The organism is Providencia sp. 6390 (assembly GCF_058148425.1).
In genome coordinates this window covers 74,631-100,525 of sequence record NZ_JBYVYL010000009.1, presented here as the reverse complement: position 1 = coordinate 100,525, position 25,895 = coordinate 74,631, and the positions used below count along the sequence as shown (strand labels likewise).

Annotated in this window: 19 protein-coding genes; 9 read left to right on the top strand and 10 right to left on the bottom strand. The window is 38.9% G+C overall.

Annotation, left to right across the window (positions count from 1 at the left end; all coding sequences use genetic code 11):
• Window position 1: 1 nt before the first annotated feature.
• The 3 genes from AC3Z9T_RS17530 to AC3Z9T_RS17520 all read left to right on the top strand — a co-directional run bounded on the left by AC3Z9T_RS17530 (window position 2) and on the right by AC3Z9T_RS17520 (window position 3,072).
• Window positions 2-1,141, top strand: coding sequence for a class II histone deacetylase (locus tag AC3Z9T_RS17530; RefSeq protein ID WP_490127378.1), 1,140 nt, complete (start codon window positions 2-4; stop codon window positions 1,139-1,141).
• A gap of 69 nt (window positions 1,142-1,210) precedes the next feature.
• Complete coding sequence (locus tag AC3Z9T_RS17525; protein WP_490127377.1) at window positions 1,211-2,263, top strand: RidA family protein; 1,053 nt, start codon at window positions 1,211-1,213, stop codon at window positions 2,261-2,263.
• A gap of 20 nt (window positions 2,264-2,283) precedes the next feature.
• Complete coding sequence (locus AC3Z9T_RS17520) at window positions 2,284-3,072, top strand: MoaF C-terminal domain-containing protein (RefSeq protein WP_490127376.1); 789 nt, start codon at window positions 2,284-2,286, stop codon at window positions 3,070-3,072.
• Here AC3Z9T_RS17520 and AC3Z9T_RS17515 read toward each other — a convergent pair.
• Window positions 3,060-4,115, bottom strand: a complete 1,056-nt coding sequence (locus AC3Z9T_RS17515; RefSeq protein ID WP_490127375.1) for an AraC family transcriptional regulator — start codon at window positions 4,113-4,115, stop codon at window positions 3,060-3,062. The genes AC3Z9T_RS17520 and AC3Z9T_RS17515 overlap by 13 nt on opposite strands.
• Before the next feature lie 489 nt (window positions 4,116-4,604).
• Here AC3Z9T_RS17515 and AC3Z9T_RS17510 point away from each other — a divergent pair, with 489 nt between their 5' ends.
• Window positions 4,605-5,027 carry a DoxX family protein gene (locus tag AC3Z9T_RS17510; RefSeq protein ID WP_490127374.1) on the top strand — a complete coding sequence of 141 codons (423 nt, stop codon included), beginning with the start codon at window positions 4,605-4,607 and terminating at the stop codon, window positions 5,025-5,027.
• Between the two features lie 43 nt (window positions 5,028-5,070).
• Here the strand turns inward: AC3Z9T_RS17510 and AC3Z9T_RS17505 are convergent, their stop codons facing one another.
• From AC3Z9T_RS17505 to AC3Z9T_RS17490, 4 genes are all read right to left on the bottom strand, one after another.
• Window positions 5,071-5,664 carry a glutathione S-transferase family protein gene (locus AC3Z9T_RS17505; protein WP_490127373.1) on the bottom strand — a complete coding sequence of 198 codons (594 nt, stop codon included), beginning with the start codon at window positions 5,662-5,664 and terminating at the stop codon, window positions 5,071-5,073.
• Between the two features lie 50 nt (window positions 5,665-5,714).
• On the bottom strand, window positions 5,715-6,413 hold the full coding sequence (locus tag AC3Z9T_RS17500) for a helix-turn-helix transcriptional regulator (RefSeq protein ID WP_490127372.1): 699 nt from the start codon (window positions 6,411-6,413) through the stop codon (window positions 5,715-5,717).
• Window positions 6,414-6,621: 208 nt separating this feature from the next.
• Complete coding sequence (locus AC3Z9T_RS17495; protein ID WP_490127371.1) at window positions 6,622-7,419, bottom strand: nucleotidyltransferase domain-containing protein; 798 nt, start codon at window positions 7,417-7,419, stop codon at window positions 6,622-6,624.
• Between the two features lie 9 nt (window positions 7,420-7,428).
• Window positions 7,429-8,655: an RtcB family protein gene (locus tag AC3Z9T_RS17490; RefSeq protein WP_490127370.1), complete on the bottom strand. Its 1,227-nt coding sequence runs from the start codon at window positions 8,653-8,655 to the stop codon at window positions 7,429-7,431.
• Window positions 8,656-8,917: 262 nt separating this feature from the next.
• Here AC3Z9T_RS17490 and rtcR point away from each other — a divergent pair, with 262 nt between their 5' ends.
• Window positions 8,918-10,504, top strand: a complete 1,587-nt coding sequence (gene rtcR, locus AC3Z9T_RS17485; protein WP_490127369.1) for an RNA repair transcriptional activator RtcR — start codon at window positions 8,918-8,920, stop codon at window positions 10,502-10,504.
• Between the two features lie 47 nt (window positions 10,505-10,551).
• On the opposite strand, the gene AC3Z9T_RS17480 is transcribed toward rtcR, so the two are convergent.
• Both AC3Z9T_RS17480 and AC3Z9T_RS17475 read right to left on the bottom strand, forming a co-directional pair.
• On the bottom strand, window positions 10,552-13,575 hold the full coding sequence (locus AC3Z9T_RS17480; protein WP_490127368.1) for an inverse autotransporter beta domain-containing protein: 3,024 nt from the start codon (window positions 13,573-13,575) through the stop codon (window positions 10,552-10,554).
• 412 nt (window positions 13,576-13,987) lie between these two features.
• Window positions 13,988-18,133 (bottom strand): inverse autotransporter beta domain-containing protein, encoded by a 4,146-nt coding sequence (locus AC3Z9T_RS17475; RefSeq protein ID WP_490127367.1) that lies wholly within the window; start codon window positions 18,131-18,133, stop codon window positions 13,988-13,990.
• Window positions 18,134-18,370: 237 nt separating this feature from the next.
• Here AC3Z9T_RS17475 and rnz point away from each other — a divergent pair, with 237 nt between their 5' ends.
• On the top strand, window positions 18,371-19,285 hold the full coding sequence (gene rnz, locus AC3Z9T_RS17470) for a ribonuclease Z (RefSeq protein ID WP_490127366.1): 915 nt from the start codon (window positions 18,371-18,373) through the stop codon (window positions 19,283-19,285).
• Between the two features lie 39 nt (window positions 19,286-19,324).
• On the opposite strand, the gene fic is transcribed toward rnz, so the two are convergent.
• The 3 genes from fic to deoC form a co-directional block, all read right to left on the bottom strand.
• Window positions 19,325-20,440, bottom strand: a complete 1,116-nt coding sequence (gene fic, locus AC3Z9T_RS17465) for a protein adenylyltransferase Fic (protein ID WP_490127365.1) — start codon at window positions 20,438-20,440, stop codon at window positions 19,325-19,327.
• A 381-nt stretch (window positions 20,441-20,821) separates the two neighbouring features.
• Window positions 20,822-21,601 carry a DNA-binding transcriptional repressor DeoR gene (gene deoR / locus AC3Z9T_RS17460; RefSeq protein ID WP_490127364.1) on the bottom strand — a complete coding sequence of 260 codons (780 nt, stop codon included), beginning with the start codon at window positions 21,599-21,601 and terminating at the stop codon, window positions 20,822-20,824.
• Between the two features lie 46 nt (window positions 21,602-21,647).
• Complete coding sequence (deoC, locus tag AC3Z9T_RS17455) at window positions 21,648-22,316, bottom strand: deoxyribose-phosphate aldolase (protein WP_490127363.1); 669 nt, start codon at window positions 22,314-22,316, stop codon at window positions 21,648-21,650.
• 173 nt (window positions 22,317-22,489) lie between these two features.
• Between deoC and rbsK the strand changes: the two genes are divergently transcribed.
• From rbsK to AC3Z9T_RS17440, 3 genes are all read left to right on the top strand, one after another.
• Entirely contained in the window at window positions 22,490-23,410 is a 921-nt protein-coding gene (gene rbsK / locus AC3Z9T_RS17450) for a ribokinase (protein WP_070927248.1), read from the top strand.
• 85 nt (window positions 23,411-23,495) lie between these two features.
• On the top strand, window positions 23,496-24,800 hold the full coding sequence (gene fucP, locus AC3Z9T_RS17445; protein ID WP_490127362.1) for an L-fucose:H+ symporter permease: 1,305 nt from the start codon (window positions 23,496-23,498) through the stop codon (window positions 24,798-24,800).
• Between the two features lie 57 nt (window positions 24,801-24,857).
• Complete coding sequence (locus tag AC3Z9T_RS17440) at window positions 24,858-25,874, top strand: aldose 1-epimerase family protein (protein WP_490127361.1); 1,017 nt, start codon at window positions 24,858-24,860, stop codon at window positions 25,872-25,874.
• Window positions 25,875-25,895: the final 21 nt, after the last annotated feature.

The following is a 25,895-nucleotide window of genomic DNA, read 5'->3' as shown; positions in this document are numbered from 1 at the left end:
TATGCTTTGTACGATTAAAGATCCTGCGATTAAAACCGGTTTTTTTTATCACGAATATTGTTTATGGGGTCGTAACCATAAATCATCTCCTTTGGGACAAGATCAAATGAATTGGTTGCAGCCTTTTGCAACGAATGAGTTTGGTGCTAATCCTGCAAGTTGTGTGCGTCGATTTAAATCATTAATTGATATGAGTGGCGTGAAAGATCATTTGTTTACTAACAGCGCAGAGCCTATTACCTATAATGATGCAGCACGGGTTCATACAGAAGAATACTTAAATAGTTTTATTGAACTGAGTAACAATGAGGGAGGAGAACTAGGGTTACAAGCGGCTTTTGGTCCTGGTAGTTACCAGATAGCGTTATTATCGGCTGGTCAGGCAAAGGCGGCAGTCCATCATGTCATGCAGGGCTCATTAAATAGAGCTTATGCGGTTTGTGTTCCTGCTGGGCACCACGCATTACCTGATAAAGCGATGGGAGCGACATATCTTGCAAATAGTAGTATTGCAGCTAAATATGCACTGGAGTGCTTAGGGGCAAATAAAGTTGCTATATTGGATTGGGATGTTCACCATGGAAATGGCACTCAAGAGATTTTTTATGATGATAATAAGGTTCTGACAATATCGATGCATCAAGATAATTGTTTTCCAATTAATTCTGGAGGTATTGAAGAGCAGGGAAATCGTGAGGGATTAGGATTTAATATTAATATCCCATTACTACCAGGGTGTGGGCACGATGAATATTTATATGCGTTAAGAACAATTGTACTTCCTGCGATAACCACCTATAAGCCTGATATTATTATTGTTGGAAGTGGTTATGACGCGAGCACCTTTGATCCTTTGGGGCATATGCAGCTTCACAGTCAAAGCTATCAAGAAATGATGGAAAGTATCGTTGCGATTGCAGAAGAAATTTGCCATGGAAAAGTGGTGGTTATTCATGAAGGTGGATATTCAGAGCATTATGTTCCTTTTTGTGCGTTGGCGGCATTGGAAGGATTAAGTGGAATAAAATCGCATGTTGTTGATCCTTTTATTTCATTTATCCAACAACAACATATTCCTAGCGCATTAAAAAATTTACAAGAAAATCTGATTAATCATCAAGCTATCAAATTAGGTTTATAACTCCTTAAATTTCCGATATTACAGAAATCGTTTCAGTATTAATTTCATCTATTAATAAGGTGTGCAACTATGAATATATTAAAAACAAATGACTGTATTATTATCGGATGGCATTCGTCTTGTTATACCGGAAGCTTTGATTCACAATTAAAGAATATTGTTTCAGAGGTTGATGATATTTTAAATAAAATGAATATCAGCTACTCTGATATGTTGAAACATACCATTGCCATCAAAAGTGGTGAAGTAGACCCTATTTATGCAATTAATTTGTTTCATGATATTAGCCGAAAAATATCCAAGGGGTATGGTGAAAAAAAACCTGTTGGCACAATAATTAAACTTCCTAAGTTATTATCTGATAGTGCATTAGTTGCAGTTGAATTTATTTTTCCGTGTAAAAAAACAGATGTGTTATGTTTACCTTTCTACAATATGGAAATGGATGTAAGCCGTTCCTTAATATATGAAAAATTACTCTATGTTACAGGTACAGAAGCTTTAGTGGTTTCCGATGATAGTGTTAGTCCTTATTACGTAAGCAGTACCTTGGAAGAGCAAGTTGATGCTGTGTTTACAAAAATTCATCGTTCGATTATTGAGCTTGATTATCTGATGGATGATATTTTTTTATTAAATGTCTATTTACGCAGTGATATTGATTATCAAACGGCAGTGGAGTTAATAAGGCAAGAAATTGCTAAGTATACTGATAATACACTCGCTATTAACTGCAATATAAATATTACATATTGTGATGGTATGGCCGTTGATGATTTTTTAATTGAAATAGATGGTTTTGTTAAGAATAAAAATTCGACGTCAGATGAACCTATCAGTTATGCATGTTTTCAGCTTAACTTAGATTTATATGATAGCTTTAGCCATGCAAAAAATCATCTTGATAACTTACTAAAAGATAACTTATCACCGAGTATTAGAATTACAACAAAATATGTTAAGAGTAAAAACAGTAGTGAGGTCTATATTGATATTATACATGATGAACTGATGATGACGTTAAACAATGCTAATATAGATAATTATATCATAGAGACACTTCCAGTTAGAAAATTAATGAATAATAAGTCTTTTTTGGAAGTAAACATTCATTCATTTTAATTCATATAATAGGTGATAATATGACTGATCAGATAATCCATGACGTATCATTTGATACTTTCACTAATGAGTTAAAGAAAAATAGGTTAAAAAGAAGCAATGAAATTATTAATATTGAATTTAATCTGTTTTTAAATAATGAGAGTTTTTATTTTCGTATTGATGAACATGATCGAATAAACACCGATAGCACATTCCTCAGTGATTATTTTGACAATAAAAATAGACAGATTAGTGATCTTACAGAGGCCGCGAAAGGTGTTTTTTTGATTGAGATATCAAAGGGCAATGTAGACTTTGCACATACTGTCATGATCTTAGATTTGAATAATAGCAATGTTGTCTTGTTTGTCTCTCAGTATCAACCAAGCAAGAGAGTCTCTCCCCGTTTTGAGCAAAATTATCATATTGGTAAAATCATCGGCAGCCAGTCAAGTACAACGCCACCAGCAGAAACCCGTGATTTGATTGGATTACATATTTTAAATGAATATAGCGACACAACCGCAGTAGAGCATATTTATATTAATAGCCAATGGTATGCTTATCATATTTATGGTGGTGTGAGACACGGTGAGTGTGATTGTGATCAAGCGAGCTATCTAAAAATCAAAGATAATGTCTATTTACTTGGCTTTAGGGAACGCGCTGTTGACGTTGCAATTATTTTAATATTGGATATGGCCTCGATGAGGAATACAGGTTTTGCCATTGGTTATACGGAACAACGATGGTTTAGTATCCCTATTGGCGCATACATGAAAAAAATTAATAAAAGGTTAGATGAACATAACCTTTATGCTTTGTAATGGCCATTTTTTTTGATGTATTGAAGAGGTGGAGAGCCTGTCCATCGTTTAAATGCTTTTGAAAATGCGGCACTGTCAGTATAGCCTAGTAGTTCAGCTAGGCTATCTATTCTAATATTTTCTTCGACAAGTTTATTAATCGAAATATCACAACGAATTTTATCTAGGATATCTGAAAAATTGATATTTTCTTTTGCTAATTTTCTCTGAAGTGTTCTTGGTGAAATATATAGCTTAGAGGCTATCCATGATAGAGAAATATTTTTTTCGGATAAAATATATTGATGTACAATATCTTGAACTCGGGTACTCATAGACTCAGGCATACTGCTCGAATGCTTAAGTTTATCTAAATGGTTTTTTAGGAAAAAAATAAAAGTTTCATCATATTCTTTTTGATTTAAACTATCATGAAGCCAGTGCTCACCAAATGAGATTGCATTAAATTTAGCATTGTCTTCATAGTGGGTAGGAAGGATTTTTTTTAAGTTTTCTTTATCTTTTTTAGTTAGTGTATATTGAAAATGAAATGAATCGGGTACCCAGTTTTTCCCCAATCTCTCTCGCAATTGGCCAACTAAACGAAATAGACTATATTCAATGTCAAATCTATAAAATTCAGGTTTAAATATACTGACCTCATAATTAACAAAAGCTTTGTTATTTTCTATTACAATATCTGTATTGGTTTTACCTTGGAATAAATCAGTATATTTGTTGAGTTCAATTAAGGCATCATGTAATGTCTTTGCAGACATGAAAAGCTCTCCTATAGGGGAGTAATTATGCTGGCAAGATGAGAGTCCTGCTTTTGCACACCATTGTAAATCCTTAGTTTCATAGGCAATCAATCGCAGAAACTCGTTATATATCTGGATTGGAGCAACCTCTGTTAGTTTTAATAGCTTAAATTTATTATATAACACTTTAGATCTATATGAGAATGGGATATCTATTGACTTTAAATAGCTCATAATCTCAGATAATTTCAATTGATGTATGTATGAATAGCTCGAGTGATGAGCACTATTTTCTTTTTTCATATTGGTGCCTCGTATTAAGGATATGTTATTTTTATGAATTAAATACATACATCATTTTTAGATGATAAAATTACATGTTAATAATTAAATAGCAACGACTTTGTGTGGTTATCGCTTTATATTGATTAATTAAATAATTCATTTTTATGTTATTGATAGACTGTCTTAATTAATATTGGTTTTAATATATTTAAAATATAGAATTATGGGGGGGTGTTTTTTATTAAGAAAAAAATGGATTAATACTAAAGAACGGTGCTTTCTATCACGATATTTTTAGTTTTTTTACGATAATCCAAAATAGTATTTTGTTATTTGTTTTTATTGTCTTATATTCAAATTATTATAAAAAATGCTGCTTTATACTACTAAAGTATTAGTCATGATTGCCGATAAAAATGATACTGGTATGATAATTACGAATAAATTCGATTCTCATTTTGCTCGCAATTAAACCATAATAAATGTTTTCAGCTTGGGAGGTTTACGGTGCTAGGTTCATTTAATCGGTTGTTAACTCATGATGATGCTGGAAAATTATTACTACGCATTACTATCGGTGGGCTCATGCTGTTCCATGGTATGAGTAAGTTGTTAACAGGAGCTAGCGGTGTCAAAGCTATGTTGGCTGCGCATGGCTTACCTGAATTTATTGCTTATGGAACAATTCTAGGTGAAGTGGTTGCACCGATTTTTATTGTTTTAGGTATTTTGACGCGGCCATCAGCGCTTTTAGTTGCCTTTACTATGGTGGTTGCATGGTTGATGGTCGGTTTAGATAAAACATTTGTGCTTGAAAAAACGGGGGCATGGGCAATAGAAAGTATCGTTTACTTTTTCGTTGGCTCTATTGCACTAGCATTGATGGGATCGGGTAAGTACTCTATTATCAAAAACCCAAATTGGCGCTAAATATCGTAAGGCCATCAAGTGTGATGGCCTTAGCTAATAATGACTACATTTTTTCAATAAACTCTTTATGTGATTTGAGGGCCTGCAAGTAATTGTTCATTGTGGCAGTCGGCTTAAGGAAATTAATTTTTTCTAAGTACAGTAAAAAGTAACCTACATATGCATCAACGGCAGTCAGTTGCTTACCACAAATATAAGGGGCTGCATTGGCAATCCCTGTTTCTAAACAATCCATTACTCGCTTTAACGAGCCAAAACCTGACATTTTTTGTTGTTCAGCATCCAACTCTATCTCCATTGCATGAGCGGTAAACGCTGCTTCAATTGGGCCTGCAGTGAAAAAGAACCAGCGGTAATAGTCAGCACGTTCAGGTGCATCTAATGCAGGCGCTAAACCTTTTTCAATAAACTTGTCGGCTAAATAGGCACAAATGGCAGCCGTTTCAGTAATGACTTTGTCACCGTCAACCAATGCAGGCACTTTTCCCATCGGATTAATTGCAAGGTATTCTGCTGTGTGCATTTCCTCACCATAATCTAGCTCAATACGCTGATAAGGAACGTCTAGTAGTTTAAATAGCAGATCAACTGTGTTACCGCGCGACATTGAATTTGTGTACAGAGTGAGTGAGTTCATGGAATTTTCCTTACGATTAAGTTGAGGTTTAATCATAGAAGAGAGAGGTGTCAGATTTTGTCAGTAGTCATGCATAAGACTTCTTTTCGCCATTGTTCAAATAAATAATGTTTCGGGTACGGCAATTTTTCATCAAGAGCAGTATAGGATTGGATCCTATCTAAGCGAAAATGACGATAGCTTTGGCGTAATTCGCACCATGCTGCAAGTACCTGTGTTGCTTTCATATAACCAATGGCAATGGGCCAGATTGTTCTATTACTACGTTTGCCACTTTCATCTTGATATTCAATTTTCGCTTTAGTTTCTTTGCGTAGACTACGGCGTAGATCTTTGGCTATCACATTATCAATAGATGTAGTTTGTGTACTTGGTGCAAACAGTGTTGTTTGGCTAATAACGGTCTGAGCACTTTGTTTTACCACTGAGTTAATTTTATTGATGGCTCGTATTGCAGATAATTTAAGCTCTTCATCTGCATTGTTTTCAACCCAACGTAAACCTAAAATAAGTGCTTCTAACTCATTTTCGTCAAACATTAATGGGGGCAGTAATAGCCCCGATTTTAATTGATAGCCAATACCGGCTTCCCCCGCAATATCTGCGCCTTGGCAGCGCAACTCTTCTATATCGCGATAAATTGACCTTACGCTAATTTGTAATTGTGATGCTAAAGACTCCGCAGTAATTGGACAGCGGCTTTCTTTTAAAATTTGTAATAAGGTGAGTAAGCGTTGTGTGCGAGTCATTTTTATCTATTTTCGGGTCATGGAGTACAAACGTTATAATTAGAAAAGAGTGGTAGGGCAAGCAACCGTACCACTAACTATTATGCTATTTTATTTATATTCGTCATACTTCAAGTTGCAGTATTGTTGACTACGTTCACTTACGCTAGTCACATCGTTTTCTATGCGCCTAGTAATTCGCTCGCTTGTGGCCTAGCTGCATCTCAAATTATTTAGAGTATATTAATATTGTATCTTTTAAAAACGCATCTAATAAACGACTATCGCGGCAATAGGGCTCAGGTAGATTGAGTTTCTCAGCTTTAGCAATTGTTTCACTTATTAGTTTATCAATTGTAGGCCGTCGCGCGCCGTATTGGCTTTCATTAACATTTTGTTTGATCAGCAATAATTCATCTATTTCTGCTAACACGGCATGCTCTGTGACTGTTGCTGCAACCAATTGTGAAAATGCCATCGGTGGCATATTTTTTGATTGTTCGATCCATCGTAATGCTAATATTGCTCTCAAAATATAAAAATACTTTTTAAGCTTAACTTGTTCACCTTTAAAGTCAGTATGTAAGTTGCGTCTTGCTATCGATAAGTAGTGGTAGCGTGCTTTCAACGGTGAATAGAACTTTGAGGCTAACTGTTCCAATTGTTCAAAGAATACTTGGTCTTTACCATAAACAATTGGTGAATGTAGCCATTCAATTAATGCGGGGTTAGAGTTACGCATCAGTTTCAATGCCTTCGACAACTCCCAACCAGCAATATCTAATTCATCATCAATCGGTTTTTCGATAACATCACGTTGACTATCAAGGGTTAAATACCAATCTAGTGGGTGAACATAGATAAATCGTACATCATAATCACTATCACGGGAGGAGAATCCCCACCCGCGGCTTCCTGATTCACAAGCAAAAAGTACTTTTACTTGATGCTCAGCTTCTATTTTTACTAAGGTTTCTTGTATCCGTTTTTGCATCAATGGGGATACCATTACCGATTCACTTTCCATGCCATCCTCCTATCCTTTTACACACACCACTTGGCGTAGCGTATGGACAATTTCTACTAGTGATGATTGAGCAGCCATTACGGCATCAATATCTTTATAGGCCATTGGGATCTCATCGATCACATCACTATCTTTTCGGCACTCCACATGAGCAGTCGCTATTTTTTGGTCGGTTACGGAATAGCGTTTTTTTGCTTCAGTACGACTCATTACACGTCCTGCACCATGACTACATGAGCAAAAGCTTTCTTCATTTCCTAGACCACGAACAATGAAACTTTTTGCTCCCATTGAGCCTGGAATGATCCCCATTTGGCCTTTTTTCGCCGATACTGCGCCTTTGCGCGTCACTAAGATTTCTTCACCAAAGTGTTGTTCTTTCTGCACATAATTATGATGGCAGTTAACCGCTTCCTGTTGCGTGGTAAAAGGTTTGGTGATTTGTTTCGATAGCGCTTCAAGCACTCGGTGCATCATCACTTCGCGGTTATGGCGGGCAAAATCTTGTGCCCAACCAACGGCTTCCATGTAATCATCGAAATGGCGGCTACCCTCTTCAAAGTATGCTAAATCACGATCGGGTAAATTAGCGATATGTTGCTGCATATCTTGTTGAGCCAATGAAATAAACAGGTTACCTATTGCATTACCCACACCACGCGACCCACTATGTAGCATCACCCACACACAATCTTGTTCATCTAAACATAGCTCAATAAAGTGGTTGCCTGTTCCCAGTGTTCCTAAGTGATTGTAATGATTGGTTCCACGTAATTTAGGATACTTATCACAGATACGTTTAAACTGTTCATCTAAAGAAGCCCAATGTTGATCAACGATCTCAGGCGCTCGATGCCATGCTCCTTTATCACGCCCATGTCGATGAGTTGTACGCCCATGTGGCACGGCAGCTTCGATCGCAAAACGAATGTTTTGTAAGCTATCTGGCAGATCAGATGCAGTAAGTGATGTTCTCACTGCAATCATTCCACACCCTATATCAACGCCAACGGCGGCAGGAATGATGGCGCCTTTAGTTGGGATCACGCTTCCAATTGTTGAACCTTTCCCAACATGGACATCAGGCATCACGGCAAGATGTTTAAAAATAAATGGCATTTTGGCTGTGTTTTGTAGTTGTGATACCGCTTTTGGATCAACGGGAACGCCATTAGTCCACATTTTTACAGGTGCACTGTTTTCTAATATAAATTCATTAAAGTTACTGTTAGTCATTATTTATTCCTTAGTTTTTAATTTTTATTGGCCACTATACCTTTTACAGACCAAATTCTCTTTCTAGTCATTCCTGATAGTGGGTGGAATAAGTATTGCCATAAGTATGCCAACTTTTATGAATTCACTAAAAATAATCATATCTCTTTGATATTTATTTGATAATTATTTTATGCTCTTTTAGGGTATTCTTTGTAAGGTAAATGATTTATGTTGTTTCTTATCTTTTTATATATCAATTTATAAAATTTTATAAAATATCATGAGTGATAAACGCAAAGTAGTGATTGGTGTGCTAGGTACTGTCCTTGATAGACGAGGTAAAAAAGCTAACCGCTGGACCAAGTGGCGGCCGACTGTTGGCCTATGTCAGCAGCCTGATTTAGATATTTATCGTTTTGAATTAATCCATCAGGTTAATGATTATAGTATGGCTCATCGGGTTAAAGAGGATATCGAGCAAGCTTCCCCAAATACTGAGGTAGTATTACGGGAGGTGGATATTGCCGATCCTTGGGATTTCGAGGAGGTGTATACCTCATTGCTTGATTTTTCGAGTCATTATTCTTTTGATACAGAGAACGAAGAGTATTTGGTACACATTACCACAGGAACCCATGTGGTGCAGATTTGCTGGTTTCTGTTAACTGAAGCATATTACTTGCCAGCAAAATTATTGCAAACTTCACCTTCTCAAGCAGGAAGAGAGAAAGATCCTGCGGGTATTTACACAGTAATTGATCTCGATCTCAGTCGTTATACTCATATCACCAGCCGTTTTCAAAAAGAGCAACAAGCGCAGATTTCCTTTCTTAAGTCAGGCATTGCAACACGTAATGCTAATTTTAATGCCATGATTGAGCAGATAGAGCGTGTCGCATTACGTTCAAAAGCACCTATTTTGTTAAATGGGCCAACTGGGGCTGGTAAATCATTCCTTGCGCGTCGGATCTATCAACTACGTGAAAGTCGTCATCAAGTTAAAGGTCGTTTTGTTGAAATTAATTGTGCCACTTTACGTGGTGATAATGCGATGTCGACGCTATTTGGCCATATTAAGGGGGCATTTACGGGGGCAATCAACGCACGTCGAGGCGTATTAAAAGAAGCCGATGGCGGGGTTTTGTTTCTAGATGAAATTGCGGAGCTTGGGTTAGATGAGCAGGCGATGTTGCTTAAAGCAATTGAAGAAAAAAGTTTTTTCCCTTATGGCGCAGATGAAGAAATACAGAGTGATTTTCAACTGATAGCGGGAACACATCGTAACCTTACACAATGGGTTGAAGAAGGGAAGTTTCGTGAAGATCTGTTTTCACGTATCAACATGTGGACATTTGCTTTGCCGGGGTTGGCTGAACGACGTGAAGACATCGAACCAAATATCGATTATGAATTAGCAAAATGCAGTCAGGAAATGCAGAACCAAATTCGTTTTGATAGTGAGGCTCGTCAGGTCTACGTGCGGTTTGCTTGCTCGGCAAATGCACTATGGCGTGGTAACTTCCGAGAATTAGGTGCTTCAATTAGCCGTATGGCAACATTTGCAGAACATGGTCGCATCACTAAAGCGATTGTTGAGGAAGAAATTATGCGTTTGCAATCACAGTGGGCCACTAAAAAAGCAACGGTTCTACCTGCTGAAATAGGTGAAATTGATCTGTTCGAGCAGCAGCAGCTGGCTACGGTTTTAGAGGTTTGCCGCCGTTCAGCGAGTCTTTCAGAGGCGGGACGAACCCTGTTTGCCGTTTCTCGCCAGCAGAAAAAACAACCCAACGATGCGGATCGGTTACGTAAGTATTTGGCAAGGTTTGGGTTGGATTGGGAGCAGCTAAAGCATGATGAGTATTAGACAAAAGCCCTCACAAGGAGGGCGATAAGCTAAATAGTCGAGGTTAATTATTCGATATACTCATAACTCATTTTCGGCACCCATTTTGCTTCTTTAGTCTGCTTGTTTGTACCTAAATAAGTAACAACTATTTTCGAGTTGTTTTTCTTGCCCTTCAAGTGCGCAGTATAGACGCCTTTATTAGGATATTGCTCTGCAAATCCATTTATAGTTGGATCTTCGCCTGCTATTGCTGCATTGAGTTTAGCTGCTTGGCCCGTAATTTGTAAGCCTTGGTTATCCATTAAGATCACTATTATCTGCCCCTGTTTGGACGCTGTATTTTCAGCGAGTGCAGCGGCGATCCTTGCCTGAGAGGGATCCGCAGTATAGTAGAAATCACAGTCAATAGGATCGCCATTCTCAGGAGTCGCTTTGACAGTCACTGTACCTTCATGTCGTGAGGCAACTTTAATCGTAACTTCACCTTTTGCATTCGTCCTGGTGGTGTAGATCCCATCATCATCACTATTAATAAACCTCACTGATGGTACATTTGCCATCAAGTTCATAGATGATTGTTGACTAGCAAGGTCTGGGATCTCCGAGAACTCAAACGTGATTTTTTGGTTAGGTACCGCATTACCGTCGTTATCATTGAGCACTATTGTTGCTTCACTGATATTTTTACCTTTTATCTGCCTTTGAGTCCCTTTTTTTACAATAGCTCGCACACGTTTTATTTTGCTGGCTTTGTTGATTTTGATATCTTCGGTTTTGCCAATAATTTCATTAATTTTGAGATCAAATGTTCCAATACCCGGTTCTTTCATTGTGACTGTTGCGGTATAACTACCGTTATCATTATCTTTCCAATCAGATAGAGTGATAGGCGAGCTAGCAAAGTGGGCAGTAACATCATTTTTATTGATACCTTTTAGCGTATTACCAAGGGCATCTGTTAATTTCACAGTGAATTCTACAGTTCCACCAACCATAATTTCTTTGGCTTTAGTGTCTACGCCAATGTTATGAACAACCGCAAACTCACCATCCTTACCATTTTTATTGACGGTAACAGTACCCGCTACAAACGCAATATCAACAGTCTCTTTGGCTCCATTGACTGTCGCTGTGACAGTGCTTGTACCTACTGTAGTGCTTGAAATATCGACCTCAGCAATTCCTTGTTCATTAGTTTTTGCTGTTTTCTTAATAGTGGTGTTAGTTGCTTCAAAATTAACTAATTCATCTTTAACACCATTGCCATTAGAGTCAGTAACATGGACACTAATTGTGTATGTCGCTTTACCATCAGCAATAACATTCTGTCCTAATGCTTTAATTGAATGAATTTTGGTTTGTGCGGTGTCCGCTTTAAACTCAAATGTTTTGGAAATCGACTGACCATGCTCAGGGATCGCTTGAATACTAAATGAACCTGCACTTTGTGCAGTAAAGTGAACTGATGCTTCACCTTTTTCGTTGGTCACCGTTGAATACGCTTGCTGAGTCATCGATTTTACCGCTTGTGCTTTTTTTATGATGCTATTTTGCGCAGCACTGCGTGAGCTTACTTTTTTGCTAACGCGCTTTAACCCTGCGGGTAACAAAAAGGTGACTTTTTCATTGGGTACGATCTTGCCAAACGCGTCTTTAATAACAACGGTTAAGGTATTTATATCATTACCATTTGCAATTCCATGGCCTGTTTGTACTACACTTGTTGGTGGAATAATCACAGAGCCTGAATCAGCCACTTCAATCCATGTTTCCGCCTGAGATGATGCATTGCCTTGATTATCATAAGCAATTGCTGTGAGGCGATAGCGGTTTGCTTTTAATTGTTCTTGAGCTGTAGATGCTGTTTTATGTGATGGTAATTTAACCTTCAAAGCAGTTCCTGAATGACTAATAATGCCGCCAGCAAGTGTCAATTCAGGTGCTTGCCAAATAATTCTATCCAGAGGGTATTTGCTACTAATTTGTTCGATTAAAGCATATTCCTTACCTGTGCTACCACGAATGATTTTTGGCAGAACTAAGGTAATTAAGGTTTTCTTTTGGTACTCGAGAACGATATTGTTGTTACGATTAACAAAATCATAGCGATTACCATTAAATTGGCGCAAGGCCGCCACTTGTAATGGATCCAGCTGTTGCGCTAAGTTTTGACCAAATTGCCATGTGAAATCGATTTTAGCTTGAGTATCACTTAGGCCGGAGCTACCCATTTTATGTTCTGCACCAAGTGTCAGCAGTGGGAATGGGGTCCAATTTAAACCAACGGTAGTCGCAAATGGGTCTTGTTGGCGCTTGTCTTTGCCAAATAATGCTACTTCATCGCCATAATATTGTTCTAATTTTAGGTTCGCACCAATATTAGGGTAAGACGGTAGCCAGCCTTCCGCATTAACATCCCAACCATTGGCAGGGCGTGCATTGTAATCATTATTTAGGCCATCAGCGCTACGCCATGATGATAAACGGTAGTAACCATTTGCCGACAAACGCAGGTAGTTCATCCAATATTCCGCACCTACACCAAGACGTGCGTGAGACTGTGAAATATCATAGTCATAAAAAGCATTCACGCCGTACATCGCACGATCAGTAAATTGGCGCACACCAACACCGTTATTGGTTTGCCAGCGCGAATCGGTACGATGTAGGCTATGTTGAGTAAATAACACTGTTTTGTCATTGTCATACCATGGTACTAACCAGTCGAATTCAGAACTATTTAAAGACAGATCTTTATCAATGCCAACTCGAGCTTTGACATTCCCATAGTGAGATAACCATTTTTCAATTTTGGCAGTAGCAGCGCTACTTGCTGCATTTAGTGCGTAATTTTGCGCCGTTTCTGACAATTGCTGTGCGTTTTTGTTTGCAGATAAAATGGTTGCTGCTTCTTTTGCATGCTCTGCAAGCCAGCGCTCATTTTCACTTGGGGTATTATTTATGTCACTTTCATTAGTCACATGATTATTGTGAGGCAGCATTTTTGCGTAACTAGGCATGGTTGGCATAACAATCATTGACCAAACGGCGGTCGCTAATGCTATATGGTTTTTAATTTTGCTTTTCATGATTTTCTAGGTGTTTCCCATCGAAATTTACGAGTTAATTTGTTTTTTTAATGCAGTTATTTTTATTCAATCGATGGTTTTATGCTTTGGAATAACCCTGACTTATTTGGAGTCTGGATGTGCCGGTATGATTTATTGATGGGAAAATAGAGGGTTGCAGACGTTAACGTCATATTATCGATTCATTTGAAAAGTCTTGCGAAAAACGATTCTGGCAGGTTGGAATCTTTTGGAATACATTGGAATTATTGGTTTTAATATAATAAAAACAATTGATTATATTAACTTGGGGAGCATTAACTTTTTTGCTAGCCCGCAGTGTGTTTGATATTTGGATTGTCCGAAAAGTATAAGTTTGATGTTTTACCCTCCAGATAGGAGGGTAAACAAAGCATAATGATAAGTGACTCTGCTATTTTTCAGTGATATTTAAATCAAATTTTTGTTTTATCGATGTTCCATCAACGCTGATTTCCACTTGATGATGGCCTGCAGATATACTAGTAAAGCTAATTATATATGCTCTTTTATCATGAATGATAAATTCATAGATCTGTGGGTCAACAAGTTTGTCATCAATGAATACTTTAAGTTTTTTTTCTAATCCAGAAACAAAGTTACCTGTCGTATCTAAAACTCGCACACCGATATCGTTCCTTTTGTATATTTTGTCGACCATGATTATCTGTGAAGGTGGACCTGCAACAAAGTGAACACTGGCTCCCTTAACATGATCCTTTCCATCGAGGGAGACAAGTAATACAGATGTCGTTTTAATGGTATAAGAAAGATTGATTTCGGTATAACCATTGAGGTCAGTCGGTAAAGGGGGGGTTCTTATATCAGCGCTAGAAGAGGCGGTTATTTTAGCTCCTTTAATTGGATGACCTTGTTCATCAGTAATATGCACTCTCACTTTATTGGTATCTATTCCGTCAGCAATGGCATAATCTTTTATTACTTCTAACGTGATGTTGCTTGCTGTAGTTGTTGAGGGAGTCACTTGGATTTCTTGTTCTGCTGTAATGCCATTTACACTGACGGTTAACCGATGTTTCCCCGCACCTTGCAGAGTCACATTTGTGGAATATACACCATATGTTCTATTAGCATGAGTGTGTGATTGGTCGTTTTGCCAGTGAGTAGGTAATATTACAGAATGGCTATCTATATTATCAGTGAGTGTAATATCGGCATTTGATACCCTCGTGACCCCGTTACCATACTGATCTGTTGCGATTAAAACTAATTTAACCTGTCCATTTTCTTGCAAAGAGAGTGTAGGTGAGGTCAGCGTTAAATGAGCAATATCAGCGCTGTCTTTTGGGGGAAAAATAGAAAATTTGATAGGAACGCTTTTTTTGCCATTAACTATAGCCGTGATGGTATTCAGCCCCGTTTTGGTCATTGGAACACTTGTGGTGTATACGCCATCACTTTCCATTTCCCATGATAGTTGACGATTATCAATAACGTTTTGATCGTCATGTAAATCAATTGAGCGGTTATTTAATCCGACAACACCATGATTATATTGATCGATGAGTGTGAGCGTAATTAGGGCACTTTCACCCACCTCAAGGTTGGTCTCTTTGACATCCATGGTGACTTTACTGACTTGTGCTGCGTTATCAGCTTTATCAACCACAACACTGAGTTCCTGGCTTTGGCGCGAGTTAATCGCTATTTTAAAATGGTGCTTGCCCGCTTGGGTTAATTGCAGCTTACTGCTATAAGTACCTAAAACATTATTTTTATGCCATAGAAGTTGTTCGGCTGGGACTAAGGTATCATTATCAAAGAGTTGAATACTTTTCAGGTTAACATCAATAACGCCATTCTTGACATTGTCATACAAGTAAGCAACAACATCGATCTGGTCTCCGACATGCGCATATTGCTTAGGTAGAGCTATGTTAACTGAGTTAACGGCGTCATCACCAGCTTGCGGTATGACATTAATAGCGATACTTTGGCTTTCTACCTGATTAATGACGGCTTTTAATGTGTCATCTCCGAGCTTATCAAGCAACAGATTGATATTGTAAGTCCCATCCTTATTATCTCTCCATTGTGGCGAAGTCTGCTGGGTGTGGGTAATGGCATTATCTAAATTCACACCGCTTAAACGATGACCAAAAGCATCTTCTAAAATGATATCTAGACTGAATTGATGGCCTGATCTTGCTGTTGGCGTTTGCTGTTTTGTAAAATAAACGTTTTCCACAACACCTTTTTCACCTTTAGGACCACTGCCATCTGGGTGATTAGCAGGGATAATATTGGATGAGGAAACATCTAAAATAACCCTCTGAGATGGCTGATTATCGGCAATAATGATGAGCTGATGATGACCTTTTGTTTGCTTTGGTACAGTGACTGTGTAGCTCCCTTTTTTATCAATCAGCTCTTTGGCTGGCGTAATCGTCTTTATTCCATCAATAGAGAGGGTTATGTCGCCAAGAAAGCCTGTAACCAGTTGCTTATTCGCATCTTTTAATTCGAAGGTCACTACGCCTTCCTCACCGGCTTGCATGGGGGAAGTCTCAATAATATGCGGTGTCACCATACTATTGGCCGTAAAGTTAACGGAAAGTTTTTTGCTCTCGCCATTGGTTGTCGCCGTCACTTCGCTGTGACCTATCTTATTGCTTGTCAGCGTGACTTCTGCGTCGCCATGACGATCGGTGATTGCTTGAGGGGTTATGGTTGCGCCGTGAGTGGCTGTGAAATCGACAAAAGTACCCGCGACAGGCTGGCCTTGCGTATCGGTAATATGAACTTTTGCTTTATTAGTGGCAGTGCCATTAGCAAGCGCATTATCATCAATGATGGTGAATTCAGCAATACGGATCTGATCAATACTTGGCTTAATGGTGACTTGGCTAATGACAGGTGTGCCATTTTTAGGGAGCGCGGTGATGTTATATTGCCCAGCAACATGGGCGGTATATTGAACGGAAGCTTCACCTTGGTGATCAGTGGTTGTTGAATATCGTTGCGCTGAGGAAGGGCGGGTCTTCAAGGGGGTGCTCACTAAGCGGTTATAAAAGGTACTTGATGTTTGTGCCAGTTTTAATTCAGCAGGTAAAACAAAGGTTATTGGGGTATCAGGGAGAATATTCCCCGCATTATCACGAAGTGTCACTTTTAACGTATTAATATCTTTACCGTTAGCCAGAGCACTACCTTGTTGTACGACATCCACGGGTTTTGCATTGATGGTGGTTGGTTCAATCACATCAATAAAGGTTTCTACCTGAGGGGAAGCATTACCTTGGTTATCATAAGCTATTGCTGTGAGTCGATAATGGTTTTTCTGTTGTGTTTCTTGAGGCGTAGCTGCCGCTTTATAGGCAGGAAGTTTGAGCATTAAATTGGCGTTGGTATAGTCAACACGGCCACCTGCTAAAATTAATTCAGGCGCTTGCCAGCTCACTTTATCGAGAGGGTATTTGCTATCAATACGCTGGATCATTGAAACGCTGGTACCCTCAGTGCTGCGAATTAATGGTTTTAACACCAAAGAAATCAGATTTCTTTTTTGATATTGCAACACAATATTATTATTACGTTGCACAAAATCATATCGGGTACGACTCAGTTGGCGCATTTCATTAACTTCTGATGGTTCAAGGTGCTGTGCAAAGTTTTTACTAAACTGCCAAGTAAAATGAATATTAGCTTGCGTATTACTTAACCCTGAATTGCCAATTTTGTGCTCAGTACTGAGTGTAATGAGTGGAAACGGTGTCCAATTCAGGCCAACGGTAGCCGCGAAAGGGTTATTTTGACGTTGATCTTTACCAAATAATCCCACTTCATTGCCATAATACTGCTCATATTTTAGCGTTGCCCCAATATTAGGGTAAGTGGGTAACCAACCTTCAGCATGAAGATCCCAGCCCCTCGCAGGCTTGGCGTTATAATCATGGTTAAGTTCTTTTGCTGCGCGCCAAGATGATAATGGGAAATAGTGATTGGCACTGAGTTTTAAATAATCTTGCCAATATTCTGTGCCAAGACCAAGCCGTGAATGGTATTGGGAAATATCATAATCGTAAAACGCATTTAAACCGAACATGGCTTCATTTTGGAATTGTCGAATACCCACTCCGTGATTGGTTTGCAGGCGAGAATCCGAATGATGGATACTGTGCTGCGTGTATAACACGGTGTGTTGGTTATCGTACCAAGGCATTAGCCAACTGAATTCGCTATTTTTTAATGATAAATCTCTATCAATATTTAAATTAGCTTTAATATTGCCGTATTGAGGTAGCCATTGGGTGAGAGCCTTGTTCGCCATCTGATTGGCCGTGGTGATAGCGTGCTGTTGGATGGCTTCTAAAAGTGCTTTGTTATTTGGGGTTTCTGTTATTGTGATAGCCGCATTTTTGGCTTGTTCGGCAACAATTTGCTCAGTAGCGTTTTGTTCTTGAGATAACATTTTTGAGTAACTGGGCACAATGGGTATGATAGCCAGTGACCAAATGATAAATGCTAAGGTTGTAGAGTTTTTTATTTTTAACCTTAGATATTGTTGTATTTTTTTCATGCTAACAGATCCCCAGTTATGACTAATAATGTTGTTAACGGTTTAAATCGGTTATGGTTTTGTTGTCAGTTCGTATTATTCGAAACCAATCTTTGGGCGAGGGTAGCGAATAGGTGAAGTGAATGATTTTATTTTTAGATGCTGAATTGAATGTCATAGCGAAAAATGTAAGGCGACTTCCCAAAATGTTGAATGATGTATTTAAAATAAAAAGAGTGATTAATGGAGTAATAAAAGATGGAATTAACTTTCCTTGGCACCAGTGCTGGCGTACCAACAAAAGAGCGAAATGTCACCAGTATGCTGTTAAACCTAACTGGTATTCGTAAAACCTACTGGTTATTTGATTGTGGTGAAGGCACTCAACATCGCATTCTCAATAGCGTGTTTAAGGCTCCGAGAATCGAAAAGATTTTTATTACCCATTTGCATGGCGACCATATTTTTGGTTTGCCGGGCTTGCTATGTAGTCGTTCAATGGGGGGCTCCACTGACTTATTAACTCTGTATGGCCCAAAAGGGATCAAGCAATATGTGGAAACAGTATTAACATTGAGTGCCTCTTATTTAACCTACCCGTTAGAAATTGTGGAAGTAGATGCAGGACAACTGTTTGATGATGGCGAGCTAATTGTGACGGCATATCCATTAGATCATCGTGTTGAGTGTTATGGCTATCGCATCGAAGAACATCCTAAAAATGGTTCATTAGATATTGATAAGTTGGCGTTAGATAATATTCCGCGCGGGCCATGGATGCAGGCATTGAAAGCGGGGGAAACTATCACTCTAGATGATGGGCGGATAGTTAATGGTGCTGATTATTTAGGTGAACCGAAAGCAGGGAAAGTGATTGCTATTTTTGGTGATACAGAGCCCACTGAGCAAGCACGATTACTGGCTCAAAATGCCGATATGATGGTACATGAAACAACCTTAGAAAATGCGTTTCATGAAAAAGCCAATGAGCGTGGACATAGTACGACAGGCCAAGCGGCACAATTAGCGCGAGATGCAGGTGTGAAGCGGTTTATCGCAACCCATATCAGCGGTCGCTATAGCGCAGAAGATGTGCCGATGCTACTAGCTGAGTGCCGAGCTATTTTTCCTAATACAGAAATGGCCGCTGATTATTTGACAATTAAGATTTAAAATTAAACCGCCTAAAGCTTTGGTTAGGCGGTTTTTTGCTTATGTGTTTTGGTTGGGATAAGGTTCAAACAGATGTCGATCATCACTCATTAAACTCATCAATCTATAGTTAACGAATAATTTTTCCCTTCCAAATTGCATTTCATTTAATACGTTAATATCACAAAGTTTTTTTAAATAATCAGAGGCTGTTTGTCTTTTGGCGATGTTTTTATCAACTAAATTTTTGATTCGGCAATAAGGTTGTTCGAAGATGCACTGTAATAATTCATAGCTATAAATATCATTATGATACGTTTTAATATATGAAGATGTGAGCTCGATTAAATCACGGATGGCATTTATTTTCTCCATAGTCCATTTTGATGTGTGTTCAATGGCAGAGAGCATATAGAGGATCCATGATTGCCAGTCACCTTCTTTGGTGACGTTTAACAGCAAAGAGTAGTAATTATTTCTATTTTGAATAATGTAGCGACTCAAATAGAGAACGGGGATAGTAATCAGCCCTTTTTCGATTAAAAACAATATGTTTATAACCCTTCCTGTCCGCCCATTGCCATCCGTATATGGATGAATTGCTTCAAATTGGTAATGAGTGAGAGCGAGTTTGACCAACGGATCTAAGTCATCTTCTTGGTGAATAAATTTTTCCCAATTACTGAGAAGCTCTGTAATTTTTTGCTCCCCTAGTGGTGGAGTATAAATAATCTCACCTGTCTTTTGGTTTTTTAGCGATGTTCCAGGGAGCTTTCTTATTTCCATTTGAGTATTTTTAATCGTGTTACACACTTTCAATGCGGTATTTGCACATAACGGTCTGTTTTCTAATTCTTTATAACCTTCATAGAGTGCTGTTCGATAGCGCAAAGCTTCTTTGGTCATAGGATCTGCATGGCTATCTTCACTGATGTACTGAAAAAGTTTATCTGTCGTTGTTACGATATTTTCTATTTCAGAACTATCTTTCGCCTCAAGGATAGGAATGAGGTTAATTAATAAATTTTGATTAGGTAATAGCTCACCAGCCTGTTTTAGCCCCTCTAGTGCTGTTCTTGCTTCAACACAGGCTTTCAAAACAGCTTTTGTTTCAATATCTTGTTGTGGAGGAAGTAGAGGTAAATTGTTATAAGGTTGTGCCGGATCCCAAGTCATTGCTATGTCTCTGTCATTGCCATTTGTACAGAGTATAAACTAGAAAAGGTTATTTTACGTTAAATATGTCGAAAAACCATGGAAAAATGTACATGTTTTGATGTTATGTCGACTCAATCGACACGTCGCAATAATATGTCGAAAAATAGTGAAAAAATGTACATGTTTTGATGTTATGTCGACTCAATCGACACGTCGCAATAATATGTCGAAAAATCTTGGAAAAATGTACACGTTTTGATGTTATGTCGACTCAATCGACATGTCGCAATAATATGTCGAAAAATTATGGAAAAATGTACACGTTTTGATGTTATGTCGATTGAATCGACACGTCGTAATCACGTGTCGAAAATTTAAGATAAAATCGACATATTAAGGCTAGTATATCACCTTCACAAAACCATTACGGCAATAGGTCTCATATTCATCAGAGAGCTGGCGGTTGGTAATGATGACATCGAATTGGGAGAGATCGCCCATATTTGCGGTCGCGACTTCATCAAATTGGTTATATTTCGCCAGTAAAATTTTACGAATCGACTTTTCCATGGCTTTCTTTTTCATTGGTAAATCATCTAAGTTGTAGCAAGTTACACCATAGCTACTGTGAATGCCCGCTGCTGAAATAAAGGCTTTTTTCGGGTTTATCGAGTCAAGAATTGAGGGCTGGGTAGGATTATAAAATGAATCACTTTTAGGGCGGTATTCACCACCACACAGTAAGGCTGTCGCGTTTTTCTTCTGACTTAATGCGAGGAAAACGTTATGAGAGTAACAAATACCAGTAAAACTAATTTCTTCTGGGATCAGTGATATCAGTGTCGCCATTTCGATTCCATTATCGAAAAAGATCACATCGTCATCGGATACCATACTGGCTGCTAAGTTAGGGATGTATAGCTCTTCAGTTTGATCGGGGGTGAAAATATTGGCTTGGGGGTCGTTATGTTGTGGCAAGGATGGTTGGGTAACAGAAACAATATAGCCACCGAGAAGTGACATAGGGATAGGGCCTTCAGTATCGGCATTTAAGTCACGGCGAATCGTCATTTCAGAGACTTCAAGTATTCTAGCCGCTTCTTTCAGGTGAATTCTTCCTGAGCGTTTAATACATTCACTCAAACGGCGAAGGCGTTCTTTTTGTTTAGTTTCTATCACCGAGCAATCCTTTTTTAATTGGCGCGGATTTACCGCGCCCCGTCGTTTAGTACCCACTTGAGGTTACATTTTCACCTGAGACAATCGCGACACTCGCGCTGGCCCCAACGCGGTTGGCACCAGCTTTGATCATTTTCTCTGCCGTTTCACGATCACGAACACCACCAGAGGCTTTAACGCCAATTTCATCACCAACGACTTTACGCATTAATGCAACATGGTGTTCAGTGGCACCCATTGTACTGAAACCTGTTGAAGTTTTCACAAAACCAACCTTCAATGTGCGGCAAATTTCACAAACTTGAATAATTTCTTCATCGGTTAACAGGCAGGTTTCTAAAATCACCTTCAGCGTTGCATTGTCACAAGCGGCTAAAACGGTAGCAATGTCCTGACGAACGAACTCAAGCTCACCACTTTTTAGCATTCCTATGTTGATCACCATATCAACTTCATTTGCACCGCGACGCACTGCTTCTGCGGCTTCAAATGCTTTTGCTTCAGTTAAACAGGCGCCGAGAGGAAAGCCTACCACACAACAGACCATGACATCGCTATTTTTGAGGCATTCACTGGCTAAAGGTACATAGCCAGTGTTTACACACACGGATGCGAAATGGTATTCAGCAGCTTCAGAGCAGAGCTGTTTGATGTCGTTTACGGTAGCATTAGCCGCTAATAAGGTGTGATCGATAAATTGTGCTAAGTTTTTCATTTAAATGTTTCCTATAAAGAGCAAATATGGAGTTAATAACAATGAATGAAAAAATGTGGCGGATATAACACTTGGTCATTCGTTATTCGCGATCTTAATCACAAATGATATTTATGCAACATGATAATGTTATTATCATATCATTATGTGATTTATTTAACACGAGGGACATTATGGATATAGCAGTTATAGGTTCAAACATGGTCGATCTGATCACTTACACTGATCAGATGCCAAAAGAGGGCGAGACCTTAGAAGCGCCGTCATTCAAGATTGGTTGTGGTGGTAAAGGGGCCAACCAAGCCGTTGCCGCAGCAAAGCTGAATTCAAAAGTGATAATGTTAACAAAAGTGGGTGATGATATCTTTGCAGATAATACGATCCGTAATCTAGAGTCGTATGGCATCAATACTCGCTATGTTGAAAAAGTGCCTTGCACATCGAGCGGTGTAGCGCCGATCTTTGTTAATCCAAACTCCGCAAATAGCATTTTGATCGTTAAAGGGGCTAATAAATTCTTATCACCTGAAGATATTGAACGTGCCGCGGAAGATCTGAAAAAATGCAAACTGATTGTATTGCAGCTCGAAGTGCAACTAGAAACGGTTTATCACGCCATTGCTTTTGGTAATAAACACAATATTCCAGTATTACTTAACCCAGCACCCGCACAACGTACATTAGATCTCGACTTTGCCTGTCGTTGTGATTTCTTTGTGCCTAATGAAACAGAGTTGGAAATTCTCACCAATATGCCAGTCGACACCATGGATAATATCCGTCGTGCCGCTCAATCATTATTGGATAAAGGGCTAAAAAATCTCATCGTCACATTAGGTGAAAAAGGCGCGTTATGGATGACTCGTGATAGCGAATTGCTGATCCCAGCCATCAAGGTAAATGCGATAGATACTAGTGGTGCAGGGGATGCCTTTATTGGCTGTTTTTCTCATTACTATGTCCATACAGGCAATATTGCTGATGCATTGAAAAAAGCGGTACTGTTTTCTGCATTTAGTGTGACAGGTAAAGGTACTCAATCTTCTTACCCAAGCATTGAACAATTTACTGAGTTTGTGCAACTGAATAGCTAATAAAAAAGCGATATCCCTCGATAATAATGCGGTCATTAGAGCCGCAATAAAAGTGGATATCGATAATAAAAATAAGGGTTACTCTATGAACATCAAAAATATCACTCAGTTGCCTGATGGCTACCTGAGTCGGACTCCTATATTCCAATTTATCCTATTGTCGTGCTTATTTCCGCTTTGGGGATGTGCTGCGGCACTTAATGATATTTTAATCACACAGTTTAAAAGCGTTTTTGAATTAAGTAACTTTGCCTCGGCACTGGTGCAAAGTGCTTTCTATGGTGGTTATTTCTTAATTGCCATTCCTGCTTCTTTGGTGATCAAAAAAACCAGTTATAAATACGCAATTATGATTGGTTTAATTTTATATATTGCGGGCTGTTCAATGTTTTTCCCTGCATCACACATGGCAACCTACACAATGTTTTTAGCGGCGATCTTCGCGATTGCGATTGGTTTAAGTTTTCTTGAAACTGCTGCCAACACTTATAGCTCAATGATCGGGCCAAAACAGTATGCAACACTGCGTTTAAATATTAGCCAGACCTTTTATCCAATCGGTGCTGCTGGTGGTATTTTATTGGGTAAATATTTGGTGTTCTCTGAAGGCGATAGTTTGCAAAGCCAAATGGCGAACATGAACCCAGATCAAGTGCATCAGTTCCGTTTAGCGATGTTGGAAAATACATTAGAGCCGTATCGCTATATGATCATGGTACTGGTGGTCGTGATGATCCTATTTTTACTGACTAAATTTCCAAAATGCAAAGTGGCAGAAACCAAAGATCATAAACGCCCATCTGCATTAGATACGTTGAAATATCTAGCGAAAAATAGTCGTTTTAGAAAAGGCATTATTGCGCAGTTCTTATATGTGGGTATGCAAGTGGCGGTCTGGTCATTCACAATTCGTTTAGCACTTGAAATGGGGGATATTAACGAACGCGATGCATCTAACTTTATGGTATACAGCTTTGCTTGTTTCTTTATTGGTAAGTTTATTGCCAATATTTTAATGACACGCTTCAATGCCGAAAAAGTATTGATTATCTACTCCGTGATAGGTGCATTGTTCTTAGCTTATGTCGCCTTTACACCTAGCTTTACTGCGGTTTATGCAGCGGTATTAGTCAGTATTTTGTTTGGACCATGTTGGGCAACCATTTACGCGGGTACCCTAGATACCGTTGACAATGAACATACTGAAATGGCGGGTGCGGTGATCGTTATGGCCATCGTCGGTGCAGCATTTGTGCCTGCGGTACAAGGTTATGTCGCAGACGCATTACACTCATTACAACTCTCTTTCCTTGTTTCAATGTTCTGCTTTATTTACGTTGGCATTTACTTTATTGGTGAGCGCCGCTTCAAAGCCAAGAATGCGGAATAACTCTTTTACGAGGCAGACTAGTCTGCCTCATGGATTAATTTAACCGTGAGTATGAAAATGAATACGATCATTCCACTTCACAAAAGCTTATTTACGGATAGACCAACACTGATCGTTAAAAATAACCACTTTGTGGTAAATGCCTTTCGCTACGCATCGGGTGTTGAAGGTCTAAGGATTGAAAATTCACAAGGCTATCTGACTATTCTGCCATTTCTTGGGCAAATGATTTGGGACGCGGAGTTTTGCGGGCAAAATTTGAAAATGGATAATATGTTCTCAGAACCTAAACCGGTTAAAACGGTGGTCGAAACATATGGATGCTTTGCTTTTCATTCAGGCTTAATCAGTAATGGTTGTCCATCGCCAGAGGATAGCCACCCATTACATGGTGAAATGCCTTGTGCAGCAATGGATAATGCATGGTTATCATTATCACCGAACAGCCTGCAAATCTGCGGTGAATACGAGTATGTGATGGGGTTCGGCCATCATTATCTTGCAGAACCGAGTGTTAAATTAACCGCAGACAGTGCATTGTTTGATATTCAAATGTCAGTGACTAATCTTGCATCTGTTCCTATGCCACTACAGTACATGTGCCATATGAATTATGCCTATGTGGATAATGCACAACTGAGTCAAAATATTCCCGAAAATGCAATTATGTTGCGTGAATCAATTCCCGGACATGTTCATCCAACACCGCAATGGTTGGATTTTAATCAATCAATTCAATCAGGTAAGGTCACATTGAATCAACTCAATCAGCCGAACTTGTGTGATCCTGAAATTGTGTTTTTTATGGATAATTTGTCGCAATATACCCAACAGCCTGAATTTCGCATGATATCTCCTGAAGGGATTACGTTTGTGACACGTTTCAGTGCCTCAGAGCTAAATTATGCCACTCGTTGGATCTTATATAATGGCGATCAAAAAGTAGGTGCATTTGTGCTACCTGCAACTTGTCGGCCGGAAGGTTTTTTAGCTGCAAAAAATAATCAAACACTGATTTGGTTATCAGCAGGAGAGAGTCGTCAGTTTACGGTGACAACAGGGGTTGAAAAATAGTATTGAAATCAGCGCAGGTGC